17 protein-coding genes and 3 pseudogenes are annotated in these 21916 nt (G+C 50.2%); 7 read left to right on the forward strand and 13 right to left on the reverse strand.

Annotated features, from left to right (window positions below; genetic code table 11):
* Positions 1-22: 22 nt before the first annotated feature.
* The 6 genes and pseudogenes from rfbF to ACZ1HV_RS12005 all read left to right on the forward strand — a co-directional run bounded on the left by rfbF (position 23) and on the right by ACZ1HV_RS12005 (position 8917).
* Positions 23-785: pseudogene (rfbF, locus tag ACZ1HV_RS11980) on the forward strand (glucose-1-phosphate cytidylyltransferase).
* Positions 785-1867: a CDP-glucose 4,6-dehydratase gene (gene rfbG / locus ACZ1HV_RS11985; RefSeq protein WP_472718193.1), complete on the forward strand. Its 1083-nt coding sequence runs from the start codon at positions 785-787 to the stop codon at positions 1865-1867. The pseudogene rfbF and the gene rfbG overlap by 1 nt, the downstream one beginning before the upstream one ends.
* A gap of 345 nt (positions 1868-2212) precedes the next feature.
* Positions 2213-3094 (forward strand): class I SAM-dependent methyltransferase, encoded by an 882-nt coding sequence (locus ACZ1HV_RS11990; RefSeq protein WP_472718194.1) that lies wholly within the window; start codon positions 2213-2215, stop codon positions 3092-3094.
* A gap of 444 nt (positions 3095-3538) precedes the next feature.
* Complete coding sequence (locus ACZ1HV_RS11995; RefSeq protein ID WP_472718195.1) at positions 3539-7486, forward strand: polysialyltransferase family glycosyltransferase; 3948 nt, start codon at positions 3539-3541, stop codon at positions 7484-7486.
* Positions 7477-8036: pseudogene (locus ACZ1HV_RS12000) on the forward strand (dTDP-4-dehydrorhamnose 3,5-epimerase family protein). Before ACZ1HV_RS11995 ends, ACZ1HV_RS12000 begins: the two are co-directional and overlap by 10 nt.
* A gap of 8 nt (positions 8037-8044) precedes the next feature.
* Positions 8045-8917 (forward strand): NAD-dependent epimerase/dehydratase family protein, encoded by an 873-nt coding sequence (locus ACZ1HV_RS12005; RefSeq protein WP_472718196.1) that lies wholly within the window; start codon positions 8045-8047, stop codon positions 8915-8917.
* A 298-nt stretch (positions 8918-9215) separates the two neighbouring features.
* Here the strand turns inward: ACZ1HV_RS12005 and ACZ1HV_RS12010 are convergent, their stop codons facing one another.
* The 11 genes and pseudogenes from ACZ1HV_RS12010 to ACZ1HV_RS12060 form a co-directional block, all read right to left on the reverse strand.
* Positions 9216-9737, reverse strand: coding sequence for a DUF6716 putative glycosyltransferase (locus tag ACZ1HV_RS12010; RefSeq protein ID WP_472718197.1), 522 nt, complete (start codon positions 9735-9737; stop codon positions 9216-9218).
* A complete protein-coding gene (locus ACZ1HV_RS12015; protein ID WP_472718198.1) occupies positions 9722-10354 on the reverse strand; it encodes a hypothetical protein in 633 nt (210 codons plus the stop codon). The genes ACZ1HV_RS12010 and ACZ1HV_RS12015 overlap by 16 nt, the downstream gene beginning before the upstream one ends.
* A 306-nt stretch (positions 10355-10660) precedes the next feature.
* Entirely contained in the window at positions 10661-11365 is a 705-nt protein-coding gene (locus tag ACZ1HV_RS12020) for an acylneuraminate cytidylyltransferase family protein (protein ID WP_472718199.1), read from the reverse strand.
* A gap of 65 nt (positions 11366-11430) precedes the next feature.
* On the reverse strand, positions 11431-13512 hold the full coding sequence (locus tag ACZ1HV_RS12025; protein WP_472718200.1) for a capsular polysaccharide biosynthesis protein: 2082 nt from the start codon (positions 13510-13512) through the stop codon (positions 11431-11433).
* A 71-nt stretch (positions 13513-13583) separates the two neighbouring features.
* Entirely contained in the window at positions 13584-13865 is a 282-nt protein-coding gene (locus ACZ1HV_RS12030; RefSeq protein ID WP_472718201.1) for a Rossmann-fold NAD(P)-binding domain-containing protein, read from the reverse strand.
* On the reverse strand, positions 13832-14839 hold the full coding sequence (locus ACZ1HV_RS12035) for a methyltransferase domain-containing protein (protein WP_472718202.1): 1008 nt from the start codon (positions 14837-14839) through the stop codon (positions 13832-13834). The genes ACZ1HV_RS12030 and ACZ1HV_RS12035 overlap by 34 nt, the downstream gene beginning before the upstream one ends.
* Before the next feature lie 136 nt (positions 14840-14975).
* A pseudogene (locus ACZ1HV_RS12040) lies at positions 14976-15918 on the reverse strand (IS630 family transposase).
* A gap of 459 nt (positions 15919-16377) precedes the next feature.
* Positions 16378-16761 (reverse strand): hypothetical protein, encoded by a 384-nt coding sequence (locus ACZ1HV_RS12045; RefSeq protein ID WP_472718203.1) that lies wholly within the window; start codon positions 16759-16761, stop codon positions 16378-16380.
* Positions 16762-16796: 35 nt separating this feature from the next.
* Positions 16797-17705 (reverse strand): KpsE/RkpR family capsule polysaccharide export protein, encoded by a 909-nt coding sequence (locus tag ACZ1HV_RS12050; protein ID WP_472718204.1) that lies wholly within the window; start codon positions 17703-17705, stop codon positions 16797-16799.
* 30 nt (positions 17706-17735) lie between these two features.
* On the reverse strand, positions 17736-18395 hold the full coding sequence (locus ACZ1HV_RS12055) for an ABC transporter ATP-binding protein (RefSeq protein WP_472718205.1): 660 nt from the start codon (positions 18393-18395) through the stop codon (positions 17736-17738).
* Positions 18392-19180, reverse strand: coding sequence for an ABC transporter permease (locus ACZ1HV_RS12060; protein WP_472718206.1), 789 nt, complete (start codon positions 19178-19180; stop codon positions 18392-18394). Before ACZ1HV_RS12060 ends, ACZ1HV_RS12055 begins: the two co-directional genes overlap by 4 nt.
* A 421-nt stretch (positions 19181-19601) precedes the next feature.
* Here ACZ1HV_RS12060 and ACZ1HV_RS12065 point away from each other — a divergent pair, with 421 nt between their 5' ends.
* On the forward strand, positions 19602-20894 hold the full coding sequence (locus ACZ1HV_RS12065) for an Hsp70 family protein (RefSeq protein ID WP_472718207.1): 1293 nt from the start codon (positions 19602-19604) through the stop codon (positions 20892-20894).
* 17 nt (positions 20895-20911) lie between these two features.
* Here ACZ1HV_RS12065 and ACZ1HV_RS12070 read toward each other — a convergent pair whose 3' ends face one another.
* Entirely contained in the window at positions 20912-21226 is a 315-nt protein-coding gene (locus ACZ1HV_RS12070) for a DUF1905 domain-containing protein (protein ID WP_298965062.1), read from the reverse strand.
* Positions 21227-21296: 70 nt separating this feature from the next.
* Positions 21297-21815, reverse strand: coding sequence for a glycine cleavage system transcriptional repressor (locus ACZ1HV_RS12075; protein ID WP_472718208.1), 519 nt, complete (start codon positions 21813-21815; stop codon positions 21297-21299).
* Positions 21816-21916: the final 101 nt, after the last annotated feature.

A 21916-nucleotide genomic window follows, 5' to 3' on the forward strand; every position in this document is an offset into this window, starting at 1 on the left:
CATTTTTGCAAGGGGAAATACCATGAAAGCAGTCATTCTTGCTGGTGGTTTTGGAACTAGACTGGCCGAAGAAACATCTCGTATTCCCAAACCCATGGTAGAAATTGGCGGAATGCCGATCCTGCTGCACATAATGAAAATCTACAGCCACTACGGCGTAAAGGACTTCGTTATCTGCCTTGGGTACAAGGGCTACCTCATCAAAGAATATTTCTGCAATTACTACCGTCATACCAGTGACCTTACCGTCAACACCCGGACAGGTGACATAAAGGTTCACAAGCAAGGCGATTGTGACTGGAATGTCTCATTGATCGATACAGATCTTGAAACCATGACTGGTGGCCGAATCAAACGTATTCAAGACTACATTGATGGCGATTTCTTCATGACCTACGGCGACGGTCTGGCAGACATCAATATTGACAAGCTTCTCGAATTTCACAAGAAAAGCAACCGTCATGCGACCCTCACCGCAACGCTCCCCCGGCCGTTTTGGGGCGTTGAATATCGAAGACGGGCAGGTAAATACCTTTGAAGAGAAGCCGCGCGGCGACAATGCCTATGTGAATGGCGGGTTCTTTGTCCTTTCCCCTAAAGTATTTGACCATATCGAAGGGCCTTCAACGATCTGGGAACGCGAGCCACTCGAAACTTTGGCACGGGAGGGGCAACTTGGTGCCTACAAGCATGACGGCTTCTGGCAACCCATGGACACTCTCAGAGACAGGACAAACTTGGAAGCGCTCTGGGACGCAGGCAAGGCTCCCTGGAGGGTTTGGTAATGGGACCTTCTGCTGAGTTCTGGAAAGGCAAACGTGTTTTCCTAACCGGTCATACAGGTTTCAAGGGCGCATGGCTTTCTTTGTGGCTTGAGGAGCTGGGAGCCCATGTGACGGGTTATTCCATGGAGAAGCCGCCGACCAACCCAAACCTGTTCTCCGAGTTGAGTTTTGAGACTTTGCAGGACCACAGAGGAGATATCCGCGACTGGAACGATCTGTCGTCTGCGTTGGGCAAAGCTGAGCCTGAGATCGTCTTGCACCTGGCTGCCCAACCTCTGGTTCGCCTGTCCTATGAATCTCCGGTCGAAACCTATGCAACCAATGTGATGGGGACCGTAAACCTGCTGGACTGTGTACGGAAACGGCCAAGCATCAAGGCAGTCATCGTCGTGACGAGCGATAAATGCTATGAAAACAGGGAGTGGCACTGGGCCTATCGGGAAACTGACCGCATGGGTGGTCATGACCCTTATAGCAATTCCAAGGGCTGTACGGAGCTGGTTACCAATTCTTTCCGGCACTCCTACTTTGGCAAAGGTCAGCCTTCACAGGTTGCATCCGCTCGCGCGGGAAACGTCATAGGTGGCGGAGATTGGGGGGCGAACAGAATCGTTCCAGACTGCATTCGCGCCTTTCTGTCAAACAGTCCTGTCGTTCTCCGCAACCCAAGAGCGATCCGGCCATGGCAACACGTGCTGGAGCCACTGAGCGGCTATCTGGTGCTTGCTGAACGGCTTTACGAACAAAAACACAGTTATGCCGAAGGATGGAATTTCGGGCCCAAAGAGGACTCGGCACGACCAGTAGAAGATCTGGTCGACTATTTGTGCCAGTCTTGGGGACAGGGTGCTTCCTGGGCGCTGGCTTCAGATGCAGCAACGCAACCTCACGAAGCTCGGTTCCTCAAGATCGACGCGTCAAAGGCTCGCAACTTGTTGGCATGGCAGCCCAAACTGACGCTGGAGCAAACGATGCAGTGGACCTCAAACTGGTATAGGCTGCACTCTGAAGGTGAAAGTGCAAAGGCTCTTTGCGTTGCCCAAATAAACGAATATGCAACGCTAACCTGCCGGTCTAGTTGACGTTCCCACGCCGCCGGAACGTCAAACGTGAACTTTCGAACATGAACCACGAAGGGCAAACCAAACACACAGGTTAAATTGCCTCCAGTTCATGAAATACCTTCACAAATGCAAATCGGAGTTGATCTCTTTGGTTGGCCGAAACCGGAAATGTCAGATCCAAACCCACTACTACTGATGCTGTAGACAAACCAATTCTTGACGGTTGAATTCTATTGAAACGCAAAATTCCGAGAACTGAACTGCAGGCAGGCATGAGAAAGCGAAATGGAATTTCATCTTTGCCAGCCAGTAACACAATTGACAAGATTTATCTCCCCCAATCGGTAGAGTGAGCCCCCTGAAATGCAAAGTGTTTTTGAAACTCTGAAATCAATTGGCGTTGCAAACGAAGCAACCAGGGAGATTTATTCAACCAAAACCCGTGATCGCGACGATGTTCCTGTATTTCGAGATAAAGATTCTGGTGTAATCTACATTGACGGTTTTTATGGCGGAGACGAAATCTATAAGACCGGAGATTACAGGAAGAGCAATATTCAAAAAACGGGCAGTCGAGATTTCGAAATTTACCGAGATGCTGAACGGCGTTCGGCCGCATATCGTGTACATGTGGTGGGAAGAGATATCCTGGATTTCGGGTGCGGAGATGGCACGTTCCTTCAGTTGTCCAAAGACGTCGCAACTTCATGCAGGGGCATCGAACTGCAACAGGACTACATTGATGCGCTGAACGCAGCGGGCATTGCTTGCGACTCGTCACTGGAATGGGTCTTGGATGACTCCGTTGATACTGTTGTCAGTTTTCACGTCCTGGAACATTTGCCCTCGCCTCTGCCAATATTGAGTGAATTGGTCCGAGTTCTGAAACCCGGGGGAGCCGTGGTTTTTGAAGTGCCTCATGCGAACGACTTTCTCTTGAGCCAAGTCAACAGTGACGCTTTCAAGACATTTACACTTTGGAGCCAACACCTTGTTCTTCACACCCGTGACAGTTTGCGGCGATTGCTAACGGCTGCCGGACTGGGGGAAATCTTGATCGAGGGGGTGCAACGGTACCCGCTCTCCAATCACCTAAGATGGCTTTCGTCAGAAAAGCCGGGAGGGCACAAATGTCCGCTGGCTGCAATTGACACCCCAGACCTCACGAACGCCTATGAAGCTGCTCTCAACCGGATAGACGCCACAGATACCCTGGTTGCCATAGCTCGAAAGCCAGGGGATTGAACCTGGAAGGCCCACAAGCTTCATCCAGGCCATTGAACGAGAGTCTGGTCAGCGCTACTTTTGCTGAATTAACGCAATGAAACATATACAGTTTTTTGTATTCGAAACACTGGATCGTGTGCTAATGAACCTTGCAAGCGTTGGAATCGAAATAATTCTCATATTTGCCGCAAAGACTGCGCGAGTTGAAAAATAGATCGACAGTCTACCTCTAGACACTTATGAAACTCGGACTTGGGTAAAGGTTAAAAAACCTTGACGAAGAACCGTAAAAATCGCGATAAATGCAGCGTGCTGCCCAAAAAGGGTGAAATAGCTTTGAATTTTCGCGCGCCTCGACCAGATGTCGACTTGCAATCAAACCGAGAAGTTAAATCAGAATCACCGCCTCAAAGAGTGTCGCGGAGTATGAACGCTGACGTAAGCACTGTGAGAACCGCCGGAATGAAGAAGAAACGATTGATAATCTCCTCGGGGGCATTTTCGACCGCATCCAGTGTGGCCGTACTTAAGATAATTGGAAAGGCCGACGAGTTTGATGATTGTTTCGTATTAGGGCCGCATTTCACAAGATTAAGCGAGATCAAGAAGAATTTTGACTTTGCATTCAATATTTGGAAATTCACCGACAGCATAAGTTTAGATGGCGTTGTTTGTGAAACTGCAGAGGAAAATCCGCCAAATACGTTGCCCGAGTTCTATCCATATCCTGAAATTAAAAGAAGACTCAATAACTTATTCAGAGGTGAAGAAGTCTATGAAATAATTTGCGGCTTCTCACCGGCAACTCCTCATGCCAAGGCCTTGATCGAAATATTTCCCGACGCCAAGTTCACATTGGTGCCAGAAGGACTGGGAGCATATTTTACCGATGGCTACAAAGTTACCAAGCAAAATGAAAAGTACTTTTCCAGAATTGACTCTGCTTACTTTTACCAGCTTTCGCAACTTGAGGTTATGTTTGACTACGAGAAATATGGAACAGAACTCAACTACATTCCTGCCGACCGCCTAAAGAGCACAATCAGAGACTATATTAGCAAGAACAACGCTTCTCTGGATATTCCATCTGGAAAGAATATTATCTTCTTGTGGCACTACACACCGTTTGAAAGCAAGATTGACGATGAAATTTGCGACATTACGGCGGATATAATTCATAATCTCGAGAAGAAGGGCTACACTGTAATATTTAAACCCCACCCAAGGGATACGAAAGCCGACGAATATTTTTCTAGAATTCAAAGTCGGCTCAAGAATACGGATTCCTTTATCAAATTCCCCAAAAAGTGCGGCCTTCCAATTGAATTTTACTTTTTTGACAAAGAAAAAGTCGGAGCTGTCGCTGGTATTACATCCACGTCCCTGTATCTAGCTTCGAATTACTTCAACATACCTGCTTACGTGCTTCCTGAGCACGGTTTATATGCTGACAAGGCATCTACAAAATATACAATCATCGCCATGTCTGCATATCTTGCGGCTGTTTCCTTCCCTTCGATCTACCAACATTTCGATCGCATGAAGGCCGAGAAGGCCCAATCGTTTTGGCGGCAATACCCGCTCCAGCTAAACATCGTTTCCACACGGGAACTCAGGGAAGTTAAAACCGAGGTTCGAGCTCTTAAATCAGCCGCCAAGGGTAAGAAACAGTTTCCCGGCAAGCTCCTGATTTCTCCAATCAAGCTTATCACCGCAACAGGACGGTTATGCGTGACAAAGTATGAGCAACTGATCGATCTCGCCATAGAAGGAGAGCTCTACAGGCAAGCCCTTCTAATGGTTTATTCAGGCCGGATATTCAACCCGGGCTCCAAGGAGCTCTGGGTAAAGCAATTTACGGTCGCTCAAAAATCCGGGAAATTCCAGAAAGCCAAAGAAATTGCACTGAAAATGCAAGCAAGGTGGCCAAACAGTTGGCAAGGATACTGGTGCGAGAGCCAGTACTATCATGAAGAAGGCGACGTAAAAGCCGCCACTATGCTGCTCAACAAAGCCTTAGACAGGTTTATGGCGAAAGCTTCCGGATACAAGAAGCTTTACGAGACGCTTGCCAAAAAGCCCCGGGGAAGAAGACTGCTTCATCAGCAACATGCAAAAAGGGCTGTTTCCTATTTTCAAAACACTGCCTGTTTCCACCTGGCAGAGCGGTATAAGGAGCTGTTTCCGGAGGACATTTGGGGATACAGGGCGTATGCTGACTCTCTATCACGCCTGAACAAGACGCAGGAAGCAATCAAAGCTTATACGGACCTGCACACTAAATTTGATACGGACCTTCTGCCTCACACCATCATAATCGCCAATCATCATATCCGTGAGCAGGACTTCGAGCAGGCGCGTGAAGTTATCGAGGTCGCCGAGGAACACTTTCCAACAGATATTCGCACAATTGACGCGTTTGCCAGACTCTCCATTGCCGAGCAGAACTACGAAGAAGCGTTATTTTACTATCAGGAAATAAGGGTATCGTTCCCAAAGAGCATCGTGGGATATGCCGGTATTCTTGAAACCTTGATAAAAATGGAGGACTACGTTGAGGCCAAACGGTTTTCCCAAAAGTGTCTGGCGCTGTTTCCTGACGTCAAGAAATTTGGCCTGCTAAGCTTCAAGATCTCAATCGAACTCGGCGATACCGACGAGGCGATTGACAATACCATTGCGCATATTCGCAAGTACCCCAGGCAAGAGTGGGGGCATCTCCGGCAGGCCGAAATTCATCTTCAGCTCGGCAACCTGAGTGAAGCGAGAAAGGTGCTTCTTGAAGGCCGGAAAAAAGTAACAAACAATCCGGTCACCCGGCCGTTCATATTCAAAACACAGCTGGAGATCCTGGATATCGTCGAGTGCTTGATGTCCGCTGAATTCGAGCGGGCGCTCGAGATAGTTCGCGACAAACACCGTCCGCAACAAGCCGTGAACCCATATGCCGAGTTTTGTGGCGATGACATCTATCGAATTATCCACTTCAGGGAACTCGCGAAATTGAGACACGGCGAGGTGATCGACAAATTCACCAAGGACACTTTGAGCTGGTACCCAAAAGCTCTTTATACCTTCACGATTTTCGGAAAGAACCTCTCCCAGGCGATCGCCTATTTCTATATTGATCAATACCTTCGGCAAGGAGCGGCATTTCCAAAGAAATCGTTCGAAGACGAGCCCGAAAAGTTCCTTCCGGGATTTGGGTATCCTGAAGACACGCACCTGACAAACCCGTCTCATGCAGTCAGCCTAGTCCCCGGTGACCCGGAACACTTTGCTTACAGCGACGTATTCGTCCACAAGGACCAGATAGGCCTCTATGACGCCGGCAATTCGCTGATCCTGCCGTCTGCGATGGTCCGCATGATAGCGCAATCCACGCCCCAAAACTGGTATGAGACCAAGCTTGCCGACAAGCATCCGGTCGAAGACTATTCCATCGAAGAAGAGCCAATATTGTTTGGTGGCTATCTCGGCCTATTTTCCAGACACTATGGGCACTTTCTCTACGAAGACATTGATCGCCTCTGGTACGCCATCAAAAATGACTGGAAGGGCAAGATCCTCTTCTTTGAACTTGGGAACTGGCCCAGCGGTTTTTTGCACGGAAATGATACCTTCGATCCGGTTCAACCGCTGAACACATTCGAGTACTCCAATCTTCCTGTTCACGCTCTGGAAATCTTCTCGTTACTTGGCATAACACCCGACCGGGTCATCTTCGCCAATGGAAGAAACATACACCTCAGGAAAGTCATTGTACCGCTGCCATCTCATGGTCTGCGTTTTGCCTTCGATGTCAAGAAGACAGTCTTTAGCAAACTCACGGAAAACGCAAAATTAAATCCGCCGAACCCCGTCGCCAAGGAGTTGATGAACGACAAGATTTACTTGTCCTACCGGCTCCCTGAAAGTCTGAATGGAAGCAGCTCTGTGAAAAACAAGAGCAATCGGCAGGTCATAAACGAAGGCAAGCTTGAAAAAATATTAGGTGAAAACGGGTTCTCGATCATCAGGCCAGCTACTCTTACTGAAGCGGACAAGGTTCATATTTACAATTCCGCCAAATCTATCGTGCTGATGGAAGCTTCCTCGATGGCCGGGTTGTCATACTGTCAGCAGAATCCGGATATCTTCATCTTGGCGGCAGTCAGCAAGAACGGCGACTGCCGCGAACAATACATTGATATCGCGAACCAAAACTTCAAGGCTTTCAGTTCGATATTCGATGATAGTTCCCGAGGCTTTGGCGGCAAGCGCATTCTGAACATTCCGCGGGTCATTCAAACCCTTAAACACGAAGGGCTGATTAGAGCCGACTATGAGTTCGACGAAGGCGTGCCCAATGGCTCCCAGACCCTGGCGCAGGCCGATCGAATAGAGGACCCCATAAAGCAATGCATCTAGCACCGTTACCTCTTGCGGGAAGCTTTCTCATTCAGGAACAGCCCATCGGCGACGAAAGAGGAAAGCTTTCGCGCATCTTCTGCGAAGGAGAGCTGGGATTTGTGGAAAATGGACACAATATTGCCCAGGCTTATTGCTCGGTTTCGAAAAACAAGGGCACGCTTCGCGGCCTGCATTACCAGAGACCACCAGCTGCAGAAATCAAGATCGTTCGTTGTCTCAGGGGGCTCTGTTCGATGTAATGGTAGACATCCGAAAGGGGTCGCCGACATTTCTGCAATGGCATGGCGAATACTTGGAAGCCGGTGATGGGAAATCCATTCTGGTTCCGGAGGGTTTTGCGCATGGCGTTCAAACACTGAGCGACGACACGGAATTGATGTGCATGGCAACAGCTCATTACAATGGTGAACTGGAAGCAGGTCTGCACTATGCGGACCCCAAACTGGCCATAACCTGGCCGCTCGCTGTCACTGAAGTCTCGCCTAAAGATCAAAACCAAGCCTTCCTCGCAATTGACTTCGAAGGCGTTCACATTTCAAATATTTAGGAAAACCTATGCGTGTTCTTGTAACAGGTGCGACGGGGCTGATCGGCAACCATCTTGTGCGCCGCCTTCTGGAAGACGGAAATAGTGTCACGGTTATCACCAGGGACACCGACAAGCTGAAAGAAAACGCAGAGTGGGCCAGCGAGGTTTCGGTCAAGGAACTGGATTTGACTGAATTACCCGACTGTAACCTGTTCACCTATCTGTCCGAACCGGATGTCTGCATCCATCTGGCTTGGGACAATGTTCGCAAACAAACCGACGAAGCCTTGCAGTCCCAATACCCGGCAGTGCACCAACGATTTGTCAGAGCCTTGGTGGATGGCGGTCTAAAACATCTTTTTGTCGCCGGCGCTATTCTGGAATACGGCATGGCGAAAGGCGAACTCAAGGAAACTGCAGAGGTCGTCCCGCATATTGCATACGGCAAAGCAAAGGTGAAACTTTGCAAGGATCTTCAACGGCTTTGTGACGAACATGGCGTTACGTTCCAATGGGGGCGCGTTGGCTATATCTATGGTGAACATGAACAAGTAGCTTCGTTTTTTGGCTTCTTGCAGGAAGCAATCGACAACAAGGACGAATTCTTCCCAATGTCCGACGGAGAACAAGTTCAGGACTTCCTGCACGTCAAGAAATGCGCCGACCATATCTATCGCATCGTCAGGCAGAAGAAAGTCACCGGTGTCATAAATGTTTGCTCAGGTGAGGGCCGCAGACTTCTCGATCGTGCGCAGGAGTTCCTGGACAATCAGAACAGTTCCACAATACTTAAACCCGGTGTTTATCCGCGCCGGGACTGGGAGCCCTCATGTGCGTGGGGCAGTGTTGAAAAACTCAATCTGGCCCTTGCCAGTTCGGACAACGCCGCATCCCGCTAGATTGGTTTCCAATCGACATGGTTCATATGATGAGAGTATTCGGTTGACGCGTCACTAAGTTCATTACTGTACATCGGGCGCCTGATGCAATGATGACGATGGGCCGAATATAGTCTCCCAAAGACGAGCCAACGGGAATAGTAGAGTTACAAATCGCGCCGATCGATTCTGCGCACGGCCATGAACAGACAATGACGCGCGGCCCAACAAGGCCAAAGGCACAATGTGACCTGAATGAAACTGAAAACGGCTTCTTGAAATCCAGCTTGCAATCCGTTGCAAAAGGGATGATTACATTTCAAATATCGGGATCGCGATCAAAGCTGGCGCGGTCGTTCTGGAATTTCAGGCAAGTGTTTTCAAACTCGTTCAAAAGGTCCTCTTCCGGGCGGAAAAACCGTTCCTTCCAGCTGGAATTTGGTGCCTGGAACTTCAGCTGCAAAAGATCAGGAAGTTCTGCAAGCAAGCCGCTGTCTGCAAACAGATGTCTGAAAGGAAGGTTCAGAGGATCCTTCCAGAAGTCCACATAGTCGACATAGGCCATTGCTGGCACGCCTGCGCTTATCGCATCCATGAGCGCTGTCGACGTGCAGGCAATGACGCCAGCCGCCTGCTGCTTCACAAGGTCAATATTGCAATCGGTAATCGTCAGATTTTGCGGAGGACCGCCTTCATCGGCCGGACAGGTTTCCTCCAGCAATTCGGCATATGAATGGCGCTCACTATGGGGCGTGCTAGCCTGTTCGCCCGGCATGTATCGAGGTTTGATGTGAATGGTATGGTCTGGCCACATCTGCGCCAAAGTCACCAGAACGTCCACAATATGCTGCCGGGAGCTTCTTGCCTCCGGACTGACTGACTGCGACAAAAAAAGATATCACGTTTCGCCGAAATACCGTTGTTCCGGGTGATCGATGATTTTGAAGTATCGTCAGAACTGGGACTGCTGACAAAATAGGGATGCCCAAACCCGACATACTGGCCATGTCTTGACAGAGGAACTTTCCGTTTGCGCAGTTCTTCAATTCGATGTTTGGGCGAAACAAACAAAACATCAAAGCCCTTGCGGATATCAATTCCATATTCAAAAAACAGTTCCAGGCCCGGATGGAAACAAGCAAAACATGGTCTTTGAGAGTTAAGCTTAAAACTTGCCGACTCCAGCATTTTCTTGATTGCGCGTGTGGGGGTGCACATCATTACCACATCAAACTTGGAAAATTTCCCGGAGATAAAATCCTTCCCTGTTAACGCCGCATCTTCGCAGACCAGGTAGGGGCGTTCACCGAGGCACATCTCCAACTGACGGTGCTGCAGCTCATATCCCCGCTTGACGAACAGATAGGTAACTTCATGCTTGCGCGCTTCCAGAACTTTCCCGAACTTGGAAGCAAATACCAGCGTACCCTCATGATGAAACGGAATTAATATTTTCACGCCAAACACTCAGTAATTGTTTGTGTATGCTTAGTCTTTTGCACTCTTCTCAAATTCTTCAAGAGTTTCTTTCTGGCGTCTATTAAATTCCGAACCCAGAATAATCCTAATTTCTTCCAGTTCACCCTTCAAGTCTCGGACATTTTTCCGAGTTTCCTTCAGTTCCTCTTTCAAGTCCTGGAAAGAGAACCCAGTGAGCAAATCGATCAGCCATCTATAGGACATGAACAAACCCCTCATCGCTCTTTTGTAATAACAGGGGTTCACCAGATACTTGCTCCAGTTACCAAGGCTTTCTCTCATTGTTCACGGTTCCGCCTTACCAGACGCCTTGGCCTTCAAATAAGCTTCCACGAACTGCAAGTCTTCAAGAGTGTCGACATCAATTGCGGGGGCAGATACCGGTACAAGCATGGATTTGCCGCAAAACCTGTTTTCCTGGTCAAGAAACGCTACCACGTTCATCGCGTAAATTGCCCCGTTTTCCCGAAACCGCGGCGTCAGTTCCTGACGAGATTTTCGCGGTTTGCTGGGGTCGTGAGTAACACCAACTGCCAGTCCGCTTGCATCTCTTTCCCAAATGAAACTATGATCTGTGCTAGCACTAAATGCAGAATCGATCTCGTTATCGAGCAGTGTTTTTACAACGCTATCAATTTCATCAGCCGTGGTAAGCGGAGACGTGCATTGCAGGAAAACCAGAATCTCGGGGTAGTGTCCCGTCGTGGATTTTATGGTATTTAGAGCGTGAACGAGCGCGGATTCCGACGATGCCCTACCACCCGACAAACTTGCCGGCCGTAATATAGGTGTGGCTCCAAAGTCCTCTGCGATCTTCAGGATCTCATCCCCATCGGACGAAACATAGACTTCATCTATCAGAGAGGCTTGCCGGGCCGAATTTACAGATCTTGCGACAAGTGGAACACCGTTCAAGAGTTTGCTGTTCTTCCCCGGCAACCCCACTGACCCGCTTCTGGCGGGGATTACCGCAACTATTGACCCGTTCATATTCTACCTATTTTTTCGACGCCAAACCAATGGCTAATTCATCTCCACATTCGAAGCAACACTATCTAGGGTCCCACAACTTTTCCCAGAAGACGGTGCCCTCCCCGCAGAATTCCGGAACCGCAATCAAACCTGCCATCGTCAGCTTGCGACTGATCCCTTCTTTCCTTGAGACGCTGAAGCACAGCTTCACAGGAGCTGAAGCCATTGAGTTCATCGTCAAAATACAAAGCATAAAGCAACAAGGTGCCAGCAACCAGCTGATCAATGGTTAGCGTCCGTTCCCTGCGTTTGATTTCGGCCAAGTCTCTGGTCAGCCCCCATCCCGCATAAAAGGGTCTGCCGTAGACGACGACTTCCTTGCCTCGCAGAAGAGCGTCAAAGCCCGATAATGAAGTCATCGTATGTAAAATGTCACATGCCTTGATGCAGCAGACAATGGACGACGCCGTTTCAACGTGATCGACTAGACTTTCGATGTCCTCAATTCTCGAGCCTGCTATGCGCTTACCATAGAACACGTCAGGGTGTGGTTTATAAACTATCCAGGCTTCCGGGTGCGCCTTTCGCGCTGATATAGCAAGATCAAGATTGGTTTTCACAACATCACAGCCATGCCGAATGGAGGCATCATCCTCCACCTGGCCGCTGACAAGCACAACTTTCTTGCCGTTCGCATTCCAGTCGACCCGGTCAAGTGAATCTACATTGTATTTTGTCAGGTCGTTTTCAACGACAAATTCCCGGACACGTGCTGCGCGTTTCAGGTGCTTCGCATCGAAGTCCACCGTGTTCAAGATGTGTTCCAAATCCGATTCCTGGCGCGGATCGAAATAGATGCCCCGCTGGTCCACCACAAGCGACAATGGCGGCACCAGGTTCGAACCCAGTCCGACAGACCGAAAGAACCCATCTTCAATTCTGGCAATTCGCGCACCGGTTTCATTGGCGAGCCTGGACAAGCCGGCTGTGGTGTCTCCACCCCAGTGAACCAGGACATCGTCTTTTCCCGGGCCGAGGTTCCTGGCCTCCTCTGCCGTTTCGACAAACTGGATCTGGCTCGGGTTCAAGCTCACGAACTTTCCGATTGTCGGAATCTTCCGCTTCTTGAAACCGACTCCGATAAACCGCTTGTTTCTCTGCCTGTCTGCGATTTCCTTCTGGCGTTTCAGAAATTCAATCACATCAAAAATCGTTCCCAGTTTCCTGGTATCGGGATTCAGATAGCGCGTGTAGTGAACATAAGCTGCCGCGAACATTTCTCGAACGGAGCGCTGTTTCACTCTTCTTGCACACACACGCCTGTCTTCGGTTTGCCCCCATCCTGAGTACCAGGGGATGCCGTAGCTGTGGACCTTTTTTCCTGCCAACAACGCTTCAAATCCCATATGAGAAGAGACCGTATAAACCTCTTCAACATGGGCAAACAGGCTTTGCGGATTGACGTTCTGCGTAATCAGGACAACATTTTTTCTCGAAGGAATATTGCTTAGATGTCCCTTCTTCAAAGAGTCGTTCACAACCGGATGCGTTTTGACATAGATGAGCGCGTCGGAATGAGTTTCACAAGCCTCTTCAAACATTCTCATAAAATCACTGGCTTTAGCGCCACCGCATTCGATACTCTTGTCTCCAAAAGTTTGATCGACGACAAGTATCTTTTTTTGATAATTCTTGTGCTCCTTTGAAGGAAAAAAGATAGTTGAATTGTTATACTTACTCAGCTGGTATTTTAAGATAGCCTCAATAGAATTGTCGACATCCCTTTCAATTCCACAAAGAAGATCGTCTTCCGAATTCAACAGGTCTTCCAGGGCAGATGGAAACCGGCTGTCAAAGTAGATCCCAACAGGATCGGCAATCAATGACAACGTCGGAAATGCCTTGCTGACGCCATATGATCTTAGAAAGCCGTCCTCCAGGCAGATAAACGGAAGCGCGTGTTTTTTTGCGATCTTTCTGGACCGTTCAGAGATGTTGCGGCGTCCCCAACCGATAACTGCGTCGAAGTTTCTGGGAGAACCCAGACCAATCTTAGTAACCTCACCCTTTAAGAAAACGCTCAGAAATGGAAGCCTGCTGAGGGACCGCCCGTAAACCGCAAATCGTTCAAGATCACTATCAGATTCTTTTCGTCTTTGGGGCATATTGGCTTTGTTTGGCTATGCAGTAGCTTTTGTTGGTTCGGCCTTGTGTGACTATTGCCGCGGGCAGCCGTTTACAGTTTGATAATTCCTGATGAGCTTCCTGTGAAAATATTCTCGTAGGACAGGCCCATCTCTTTGATCGTGTGAACGATCTCATCGGCGCGCCAAGTCGCCGCGATAACTATATCGTCAACTTTTTTGTCCTTCAAAACGTCAATACTTTGAATTTCCTGGCCCATCCCTGGCACATAGCTTCCAACGCGCGTGATATTGGAGTCCACGACGAAAGGAAAATGTTCATTGTCCAGGTCATTGATATTCAGGAATGACGACGCTTTCCCCGTTCCCCCCAAATTACAACCGTCTTTCCTTTTCTCACCCGTTCAAGCAGAAAACTCTTCACATTGACCTTGATATCCTGAACGATCTGACTGAATTCCTGCGCTTCGTTCATCAAGTGGCGTTTCTCGTCATTCACCTTTACAACACCATAAATGACTTCTTCATTCATGTAGGATCCAAGTTCGACCGTATCACCCCATACGTTTTTCAGCATGATTTCAAGAGACCTGGACGTAAATAGAGAGCAGTGCTCATAGTAGAAGTCGCCGTGACGGAATGTTTTCACAACATTGTCGCCGCCTGGCACTTCCAAGTATATTGTTGGGTACTGTCCAGCCATGGCCGCGCCAACACATAAATTCTGCACGAAATGCAGGGGATTTTCCAGGTGTTCGGCAACATGCCTGATGATCAACATGTCAGGCTTTAATTCTGAAAAAAGAGTTTCGGAAACAAACAGCCCCTTGCTGAGGACCAGGTTTCCCTTAGAGACAACCGCTCCGTGGGGATCGAAACCATAAAATGATCCGCTTCCGACTGCTTCAGACAGACCAGTGAGAAAAGACCCGTCTCCATGTCCGATTTCGACGACACACGGGTTTTCCGGCAGGTAAGTTTGAACTTTCTCTGAGATTTGATTGAGGGTCTCTACCCAATCGCGTCCCTTGTTGTACATATTGTAGGGCGTGTCGGAATAGGGCACGTCATCGTAGTTAAAGCTGCGATTGTATATATGCCCACACTCCAGACAGCGGACGTAGTCATGCGGCAGTTTCGGCAATTTCATTGCCTGCTCTTGTGTTTTGGGAAACGCCAGCGTCGACAGGGGCATTTTTTCGCCATCAAAAATTGCGACCGCATGGCCTGAACCACAGGCGATACACGTTGAGTTAACAATCTTGACCATTTTCACTGCCTTGTTCACACGGATAAGCCCCAAAATAGATAAAAAATCTGCAAGGCTAATTTCTCTCGGCGGTTGCACCAATCTTCCGGTAAGGATTGACCTGCTGCCAGCGGCCCAAGACTGGTGTGTATAGATTAACTCTCTAAATTGGCAACCGGTTTTGTTGCCAAAACAAAAACCGGGTCTCTTTCTTATGAGTTAGAGCGTTTTGACGTTATACCGGGTCATTTCCGGCGGCATTGAAGTAGTTCTGACATTCAATTGGTTTGAACCGGTCGATTGCGCTTCCGATGGTTTGCTATAGTTCCTCGATTGTTCGGCATGCGGCGGCCTTTAGGACGGCCTTGAGTTTCGAAAAGGCCATCTCGATTAGACTGAAGTCTGGGCTATAGGGTGGCAAAAACCGCAGCCTTGCGCCTGCTTTTTCAAATGATTCACGAATGGCAACTGGTTTGTGGGCAGGAATATTGTCCATGATGACGATATCGTCGGGCTTTAGGGTCGGGACAAAGACTTGCTCGACATAAGCAAGGAAGGCCGCTCCATACATGGGACCGTCGAGCACCATGGGCGCTGTCACGCCGGATCGTCGCAAGGCCCCAACGAAGGTTGGCGTCTTCCAATGTCCATGCGGTACGGACGCTCGGCATCGCTCGCCGCGCAGTGAGCGGCCATAAAGACGCGCCATCTTGGTTGACGCGCCGTATTCATCGACGAAGAACAATTTGTCCGGGTTCCAGTCGAGCTGATCGCGGAACCAGGCCTTGTGCCGTCTCATGACATCGGGACGACCTTGTTCGCTCGCATGCGCTGTCTTTTTTAACGTGATGCCCCGGCGGTGGAGAAAATACAAGATCGTCGAGGGATCAACCCTCAAGGAGCGTTCTCCTTCAAGGCGCTTGACCACCTCCGCGAGTGATGTCGGCCTGTTCTGCGATCAAGTCCAACAAGAACGCTTCATGAGCATCAAGGATCGACCCCGCCCTGCCGCCTCTATGCAGCGCCTCGTAACTGCCTGTTTTGCGCCAATGTCGATACCAACTGCCTGCGGTAGATTCTCCGATCGAAAAGCGGCGGGCTGCAGCACGTATCGAAACACCGCCTTCGATCGCCTCAATCACCCGGCGCGGCAGGTCAGAACTCAAAATACCTGCCATCAACGCCTCCATCAATTCAGATAGAAGCCTATGAATCACCGATAAACTGATTTGGGAATCCCTAAACAACTCCGATTGACGTCAAATCGCTCTAGCTTGTCCTATCCTGTGCCGATCCTCCTGCCGGATTTCTCATCAGAGGAAACTCGTGCCTATCTTGATTACGAACTGACATTCTCAGTCACTTGGGGGTGAGGGAGCCTAAAGTACGTCGGAAAACAGCTCTTCTATCAAAACTGACAAAACAGGAATCCGCAAGATTACATTCCGCGATTCAATCAAACTCAATTCGCCCGAAGAGCCGCAAATCCTGCGACACTTCCGCTCGAAGCCTGCACAGCTTTTGGGAGCGAAATTCGATCCAGGCGCTTTGAACGGTCAGTCCATTTATCAACGACCGGTCACGCTTCAAGGTCTCAACCAGCGACAAGAACCTTGCAGGCCCAGCAAGACCCTCCGTCAGGTTCTGTCACGAACGTTGTAATACATCAAAACGGCGACAACCCAGCTTCCTGCCAACAGCAAAAATACGGCAATCGAGTAGAGAATACGATTTGGATACTGAGCGCTCTCGGACAGTGTGGGCGGGATAAAAGTCGCCAGATACAGACTTTTGCTGTCCGCGTCCTGACGAGCGGTTTCCAGCCCCGCCAGCGAAGTGACGTAGAGCTCACGCGCAAACTCCTCTTCCAAGGCAAGCTCAGAATAGTCGGCAATCCGGAATGAAAGGGTATCCTTGCGGTCACCTTTCAAGGAGCTTGAAGACGGAGATGCACCGGAGCCCAAGCGTTGACGAACATTGGAAATCTGGCTGTCGAGAGCCTGGATTTGCTCATCCAGCATTCGAATCCGCGGAGAGCTGTCGTCTAGATAACTCGTCAGAGTCTTTTTCGAGCTTCCAGTTCGGCTCGTGACTGGTCAAGGCCGGCAATCATTTCAGCCGCGAGTCTTGCGTTGTCTTCAGGACTGACCTCCTGGGTCTGATCCCGGTAGGCTAACATCTGCTTTCGAATGGCCTTCAAACGGGCTTCCGCTTTTGCCACCGACTTTTCGGCAAATTGAACCGTCTGCCGGCGGTTGGTCTCGGAAAGCCTGTTAACCAGCACTTCGCTGCGCTCAAGAACGGCTTGGGCAATCTTGACGGAGTCCACGGCCCGGAATGAGCGGACTTCGACATAAATCACGCCAGAAGTGGCATCAAAGCTCACGTCGACCATGCTTTGCCAATATTTGAGCTTGTCCTCGATCGGCAGATCCGCACCCATTCGGAACAATATGTCTGAGGTCTCCCGATTGAAAATTTCCTGGAGATCAACGTCTTCCGGCAAATCCTGCAATATGGCCTGGCTTTGCAGATAATCCGTCACGATGTAGCTGTTTGACGTCGTTGATTCCCCGCCGCCATCCATGACCATCCCGAGAATTTCGGTTGCAGCCACGGGATTAGAACTGCGAACTGCAAATGCGGTGGTGCTGTGGTACTGATCGCTGGCCCAGAAAAACATATAGGCGGTAAAAGCAGCAGACGGTAGGGCAACAAAAAACAGGAAGCCCATCAGGATCAGCTGGTGCCTGAGCTTTGTTACGGACTTGGCAGTTGTGCCGGGGAGCGCGAGATCGAGAAGTTTTTGCGGGTCCAGACCAGACTTCTTGAGCCGCTCTACAAGCGATTTGTCTTTGGTAACTGGTTGTGCTACGGCGCTAGCGTTCTTCGACGGAAGAGTCAGGACTTCCCCTTTCGGGGGCGTCGCCTGTTTTGTCTCAGGTACTTGTTTGGCTGAAGACATGAATCAAAACCTTCAAATAAACGAGCCGGCCTAGCGGCGTGCCATGTTTTCATCATGCCTTTTGATGGCATCATCAATATTGGCAAAATATGTTAAGGAACCATCTTCAAGAACAATTCCGGTCGAACAGTAATCCTTCAAAGCTCCATTTGAGTGCGACACCATAATAATATCCGAATTCAGAAGTTTTTCTTCAAAAACCCGTTTGCACTTTTTCTTAAAGTTGATGTCTCCAACTGCAGTGATCTCGTCAACCAGGTAATAGTCAAAGTCAATACCCATACTGACACCAAAGGCAAGCCGCGCCTTCATCCCCGAGGAGTAATTCTTGACCGGCATGTAGTACGCTTTTCCAAGTTCGGCGAAATCCTGAACGTATTCTACGAGCTCCTGCGTGTCATGGCCATATATCCGCGCAACAAAACGTACATTCTGTTCACCTGACAGCGACCCGTTGAAACTGCCCTGGAACCCCAACGGGAAAGACACGTTTGCCATGCGGATGATGCGGCCCGACGTCGGCTTGATCGTACCCGCTATCAATTTCAATAGCGTCGATTTTCCGGCGCCGTTGCGTCCCAGAAGCCCGATGCTGTCGCCTCTTGGAATGGTAAACGACACATCCTTGGCAATGTAACGTGTTTCACCCTTGAGCTTGTAGCTTTTTGTAACCTGGTCAAGGCGGATCATTTCGGTTCTCGCAATCGTGCATCGAACAACCAAACAAGAACAAATCCAAAAACGAGCGAAAAGATGGCCAGACCAACAATATAAGGCATGCTCACATAGCCGGCGCGGTAAGTCGGATAAAAGCCGGTTCGAAACAGGCCAATAATGTGAACCAACGGATTCCACATCAAATATTCCCTAAAGGGGTGCGGAATCGATTCCGGAAGGAAGAACACACCTGAAACAATAAAGGCAGGTCTGTTGATGATGCCCCAGATCTGTTGGTAAGTACTGTTCAAATGAAACCAGACGATGTTCGCAGTGCCCACTCCTGCCCCCAGGCCAATGGCGATCAACGACGCCAGAAAAATCGGCCCCAGATTGATCTTTTCAAAAGGGACCGTGAGGTACAAGACACCGAACAGCAGGGCGTTTACAACGAACAGCGTTACCAACTGCAAAAGGACCCGGCTAAGGATTGCGTCATAGGGTCTGACCACGGGATAGCTCAATAGCGCTCTGTTTGCCTCGACGGCGGCACTCACCTGGTCCGACGTTGACCGGTACATGTAGAAAGCCGCGTACCCTGTGGCAAAGAAGAGCGTGAAGCTGCGGCCCAATGGGGGAATGTGAGCGATCGCGGAGAAGACCGTGGTCAGAATTGCGATTGTCAGGACGGGATCCAGAACAGCCCACATGTACCCGCCGAACTTGTTGCCATAACGGGTCGTCATCTCACGAACGATGAGCGCAAAAGTTATGGAAAACTGTCGCTTGAGGCTCTTTTGTAAGGTTTCAGAATACATCTGCTTGATCGCGGGTCTCAGGAAATTTCACTGCATTCCAATTACCGTTGCTCGGCTTACCTGCAAAACACCTGTCTGTGGCCATTTTGGGTCTCCGTCGCGACTGACCTCTCTGTGCATGCAGTTTTTACCATACTACAAAGACAAACAACAACATAGAACCACCAGACTCGCACCTGCGATCCGCCATAGAGTCGCAGTTCTGAGATCGTCTCCCCATGTGTCACCGCAGCTCAAGACGTCGTCACGAGGCATTCCTCCGGTGACATATGCGGGCTCAGCATTTAGGTTCCCAATTCCCTTTCATCCTGCTCTTGCATTGCGGGCCAATACCACGTATCCAACTCGGTCATTTCGAATTCCATACATAGTCTTTGCAACCACAACGCCGCTTCCAATGCGCGTGCAAGGGATTGCCGCTATGCGTCAGACAATCGGACTTGATTTCGGCACTTCGAATAGCGTGGCCGCAACCGCCAGAGGTCCGGCACACACAACTCCTGTTTCCTTCACTGATCGCGGGGATGCCTTTACCTCCCTGCCGACTGTTCTGAGTTTTCTCGACAAGGGGGCGGCGAAGGCGCCGCATCCGGAGGTTGGGCCTTGGGCGATCAGGCAATTCCTGGAGAGTTTTGGGGATGTGCGGTTTATCCAGTCGCTCAAAACCTTTGCGGCCAGCGCGACGTTCAAGGGGACGGGGATTTACGGCATACCCTTTGATTTCGAAGCGCTGATGGCAACGTTTTTGAAGTGCGCTTTTGAGCGCTCGGGAACTGTTATTGACCCGGCCTCGACCCGGCTTGTCGTCGGGCGACCGGTGGAGTTTGCAGGTTACAAGCCAGACGATCAGCTTGCCATGGCCAGATACCGGAGAGCTTTTCAGAGGCTCGGATTTGACGACATTCTCTTTGTGATGGAGCCGGTCGGTGCGGCTTTTGCCTATGCACAGTCGCTTCGTGAGGACACGACCATTCTCGTGACCGATCTTGGCGGTGGCACGACGGACTATTCCTTGATGCGGTTCGAAACGCAGGCAGGGCACATGAAGGCGACGCCGCTCGGGCGCGGCGGTGTCGGCATCGCCGGCGACACGTTTGACTACCGCATCATCGACAATGTCGTCTTGCCAGAACTCGGCAAAGGGTCAGCCTATAAAAGCATGGGCAAGGTCCTCGAGATCCCCCCCAACCTTTTTTCGAATTTTGCACGCTGGCACATGCTGTCAATCTTCAAGGCTTCCGACGATTTCAAGGAAATGAAGAAATTGCTCCGCTGGTGCCTGGAACCAGACAAGATCGAGTTGTTCATTGATCTCGTTGAGGAGGACCAGGGCTATCCGCTTTACAAGTCCGTTTCAGAAACCAAGGCGCAGCTTTCAGAACGAGACGAGGCCGAGCTTTCTTTCACCCCGCTTGGAAGCAATTTCAGAGCGCGGATAACGCGTTCGGATTTTGAAAGCTGGATTGCTCCGGATCTGAAGAGAATGGATCTGGTGCTGAACAGAACGCTTGAAAGAGCCGGACTTCAGGATAGTGACATCGATCGGGTTTTCATGACCGGCGGAACGTCGTTTGTTCCGGCCGTACGACGGCAGTTCAGCGAGCGCTTTGGCCTTGACAGGATCTCCGGCGGCAATGAACTCACCTCTGTCGCAAACGGTCTTGCACTTATCGGAGCGCGCGAAGATGCCAGTGATTGGGCACTCGCCGCCTGATCCTGGATGGTGCCCCCTCAAAGGTCCGGCAGTGAATGCAGCGTCAGATCAATCTCCACTTTATCGCCGGCACCAACCTTCTCTTTCTTACGCACGGCTGATTTGACGGGCAGAAGAAAGGACCCGGAGGTTTTGTCTGGCCAGATAGTCGTATTCCAGACACTTGACCCCAGTTGTGCCTTGATCTTGACCATGCCGAAGGCCTTGCCCTTGCCGTGCCCGTTCACAAAACGAATCTGGTCGGCACAGTCATTTGGCAGTGTCACAAACGTCCAGCCACCCTTGCCCGGATAGACCCAAAGGCATGCAGAGAAGGACAAGCGATCAAGCATGAAACGCTCCGAAAAAATTCCTGGTGTGTTTTGATTTGCAGTTCGGGAGTGGTTTCAAGCTGCCGGAGGCTCAGTCCACCAAGTTGATATCGGCCATCAGATCGCCTGCCGTTTCCTGCAAGGCATCGCTCAAGTCGGAAGGATCGAGCCCCGCGGGCAGCCGAAGATCGGCGGAAGCCTTGAACAAGGCTTCGCCCTGCATGGAACCTGAGACAACTTCCGTCTCCAGGTTTTCGATGCTAACGCCCTTGTCACTCAAGACACTGCTGATATCGCGCAAAATGCCGGGATGGTCTTGTGACACCAGATCAAGATGCGCAGAGGTGCCCGCCGGCGCGTCATCACCGGCCTTATCAGAGCGCAGCGTGATGTCGATACCATCTTCGGAAAGCGCTTTGAGCTGATTTACCAGTTCACCTGCACTGTCGCCGGTGATGGAAACGCGAACAATACCGGCAAACTCACCTCCAAGCCGTGCCATGGAGCTTTCGATCCAATTGCCGCCCAGTCCGGCAATGACCTCAGCCATGCGTTCCACGAGCCCTGGCCGATCTTTGGCAATCACCGTAAAAACGAGATGGGTCTGCATTTTCCAAGTGCTCCAGTTCAAAGCCGCATTCCGGCATCCTGACAACTCCGGCGAGCTGAACACATGCTGCCAGAGCGCCCTAGTGTCATATGGCGCTCACG

The organism is Roseibium sp. JB4-4 (assembly GCF_055693425.1).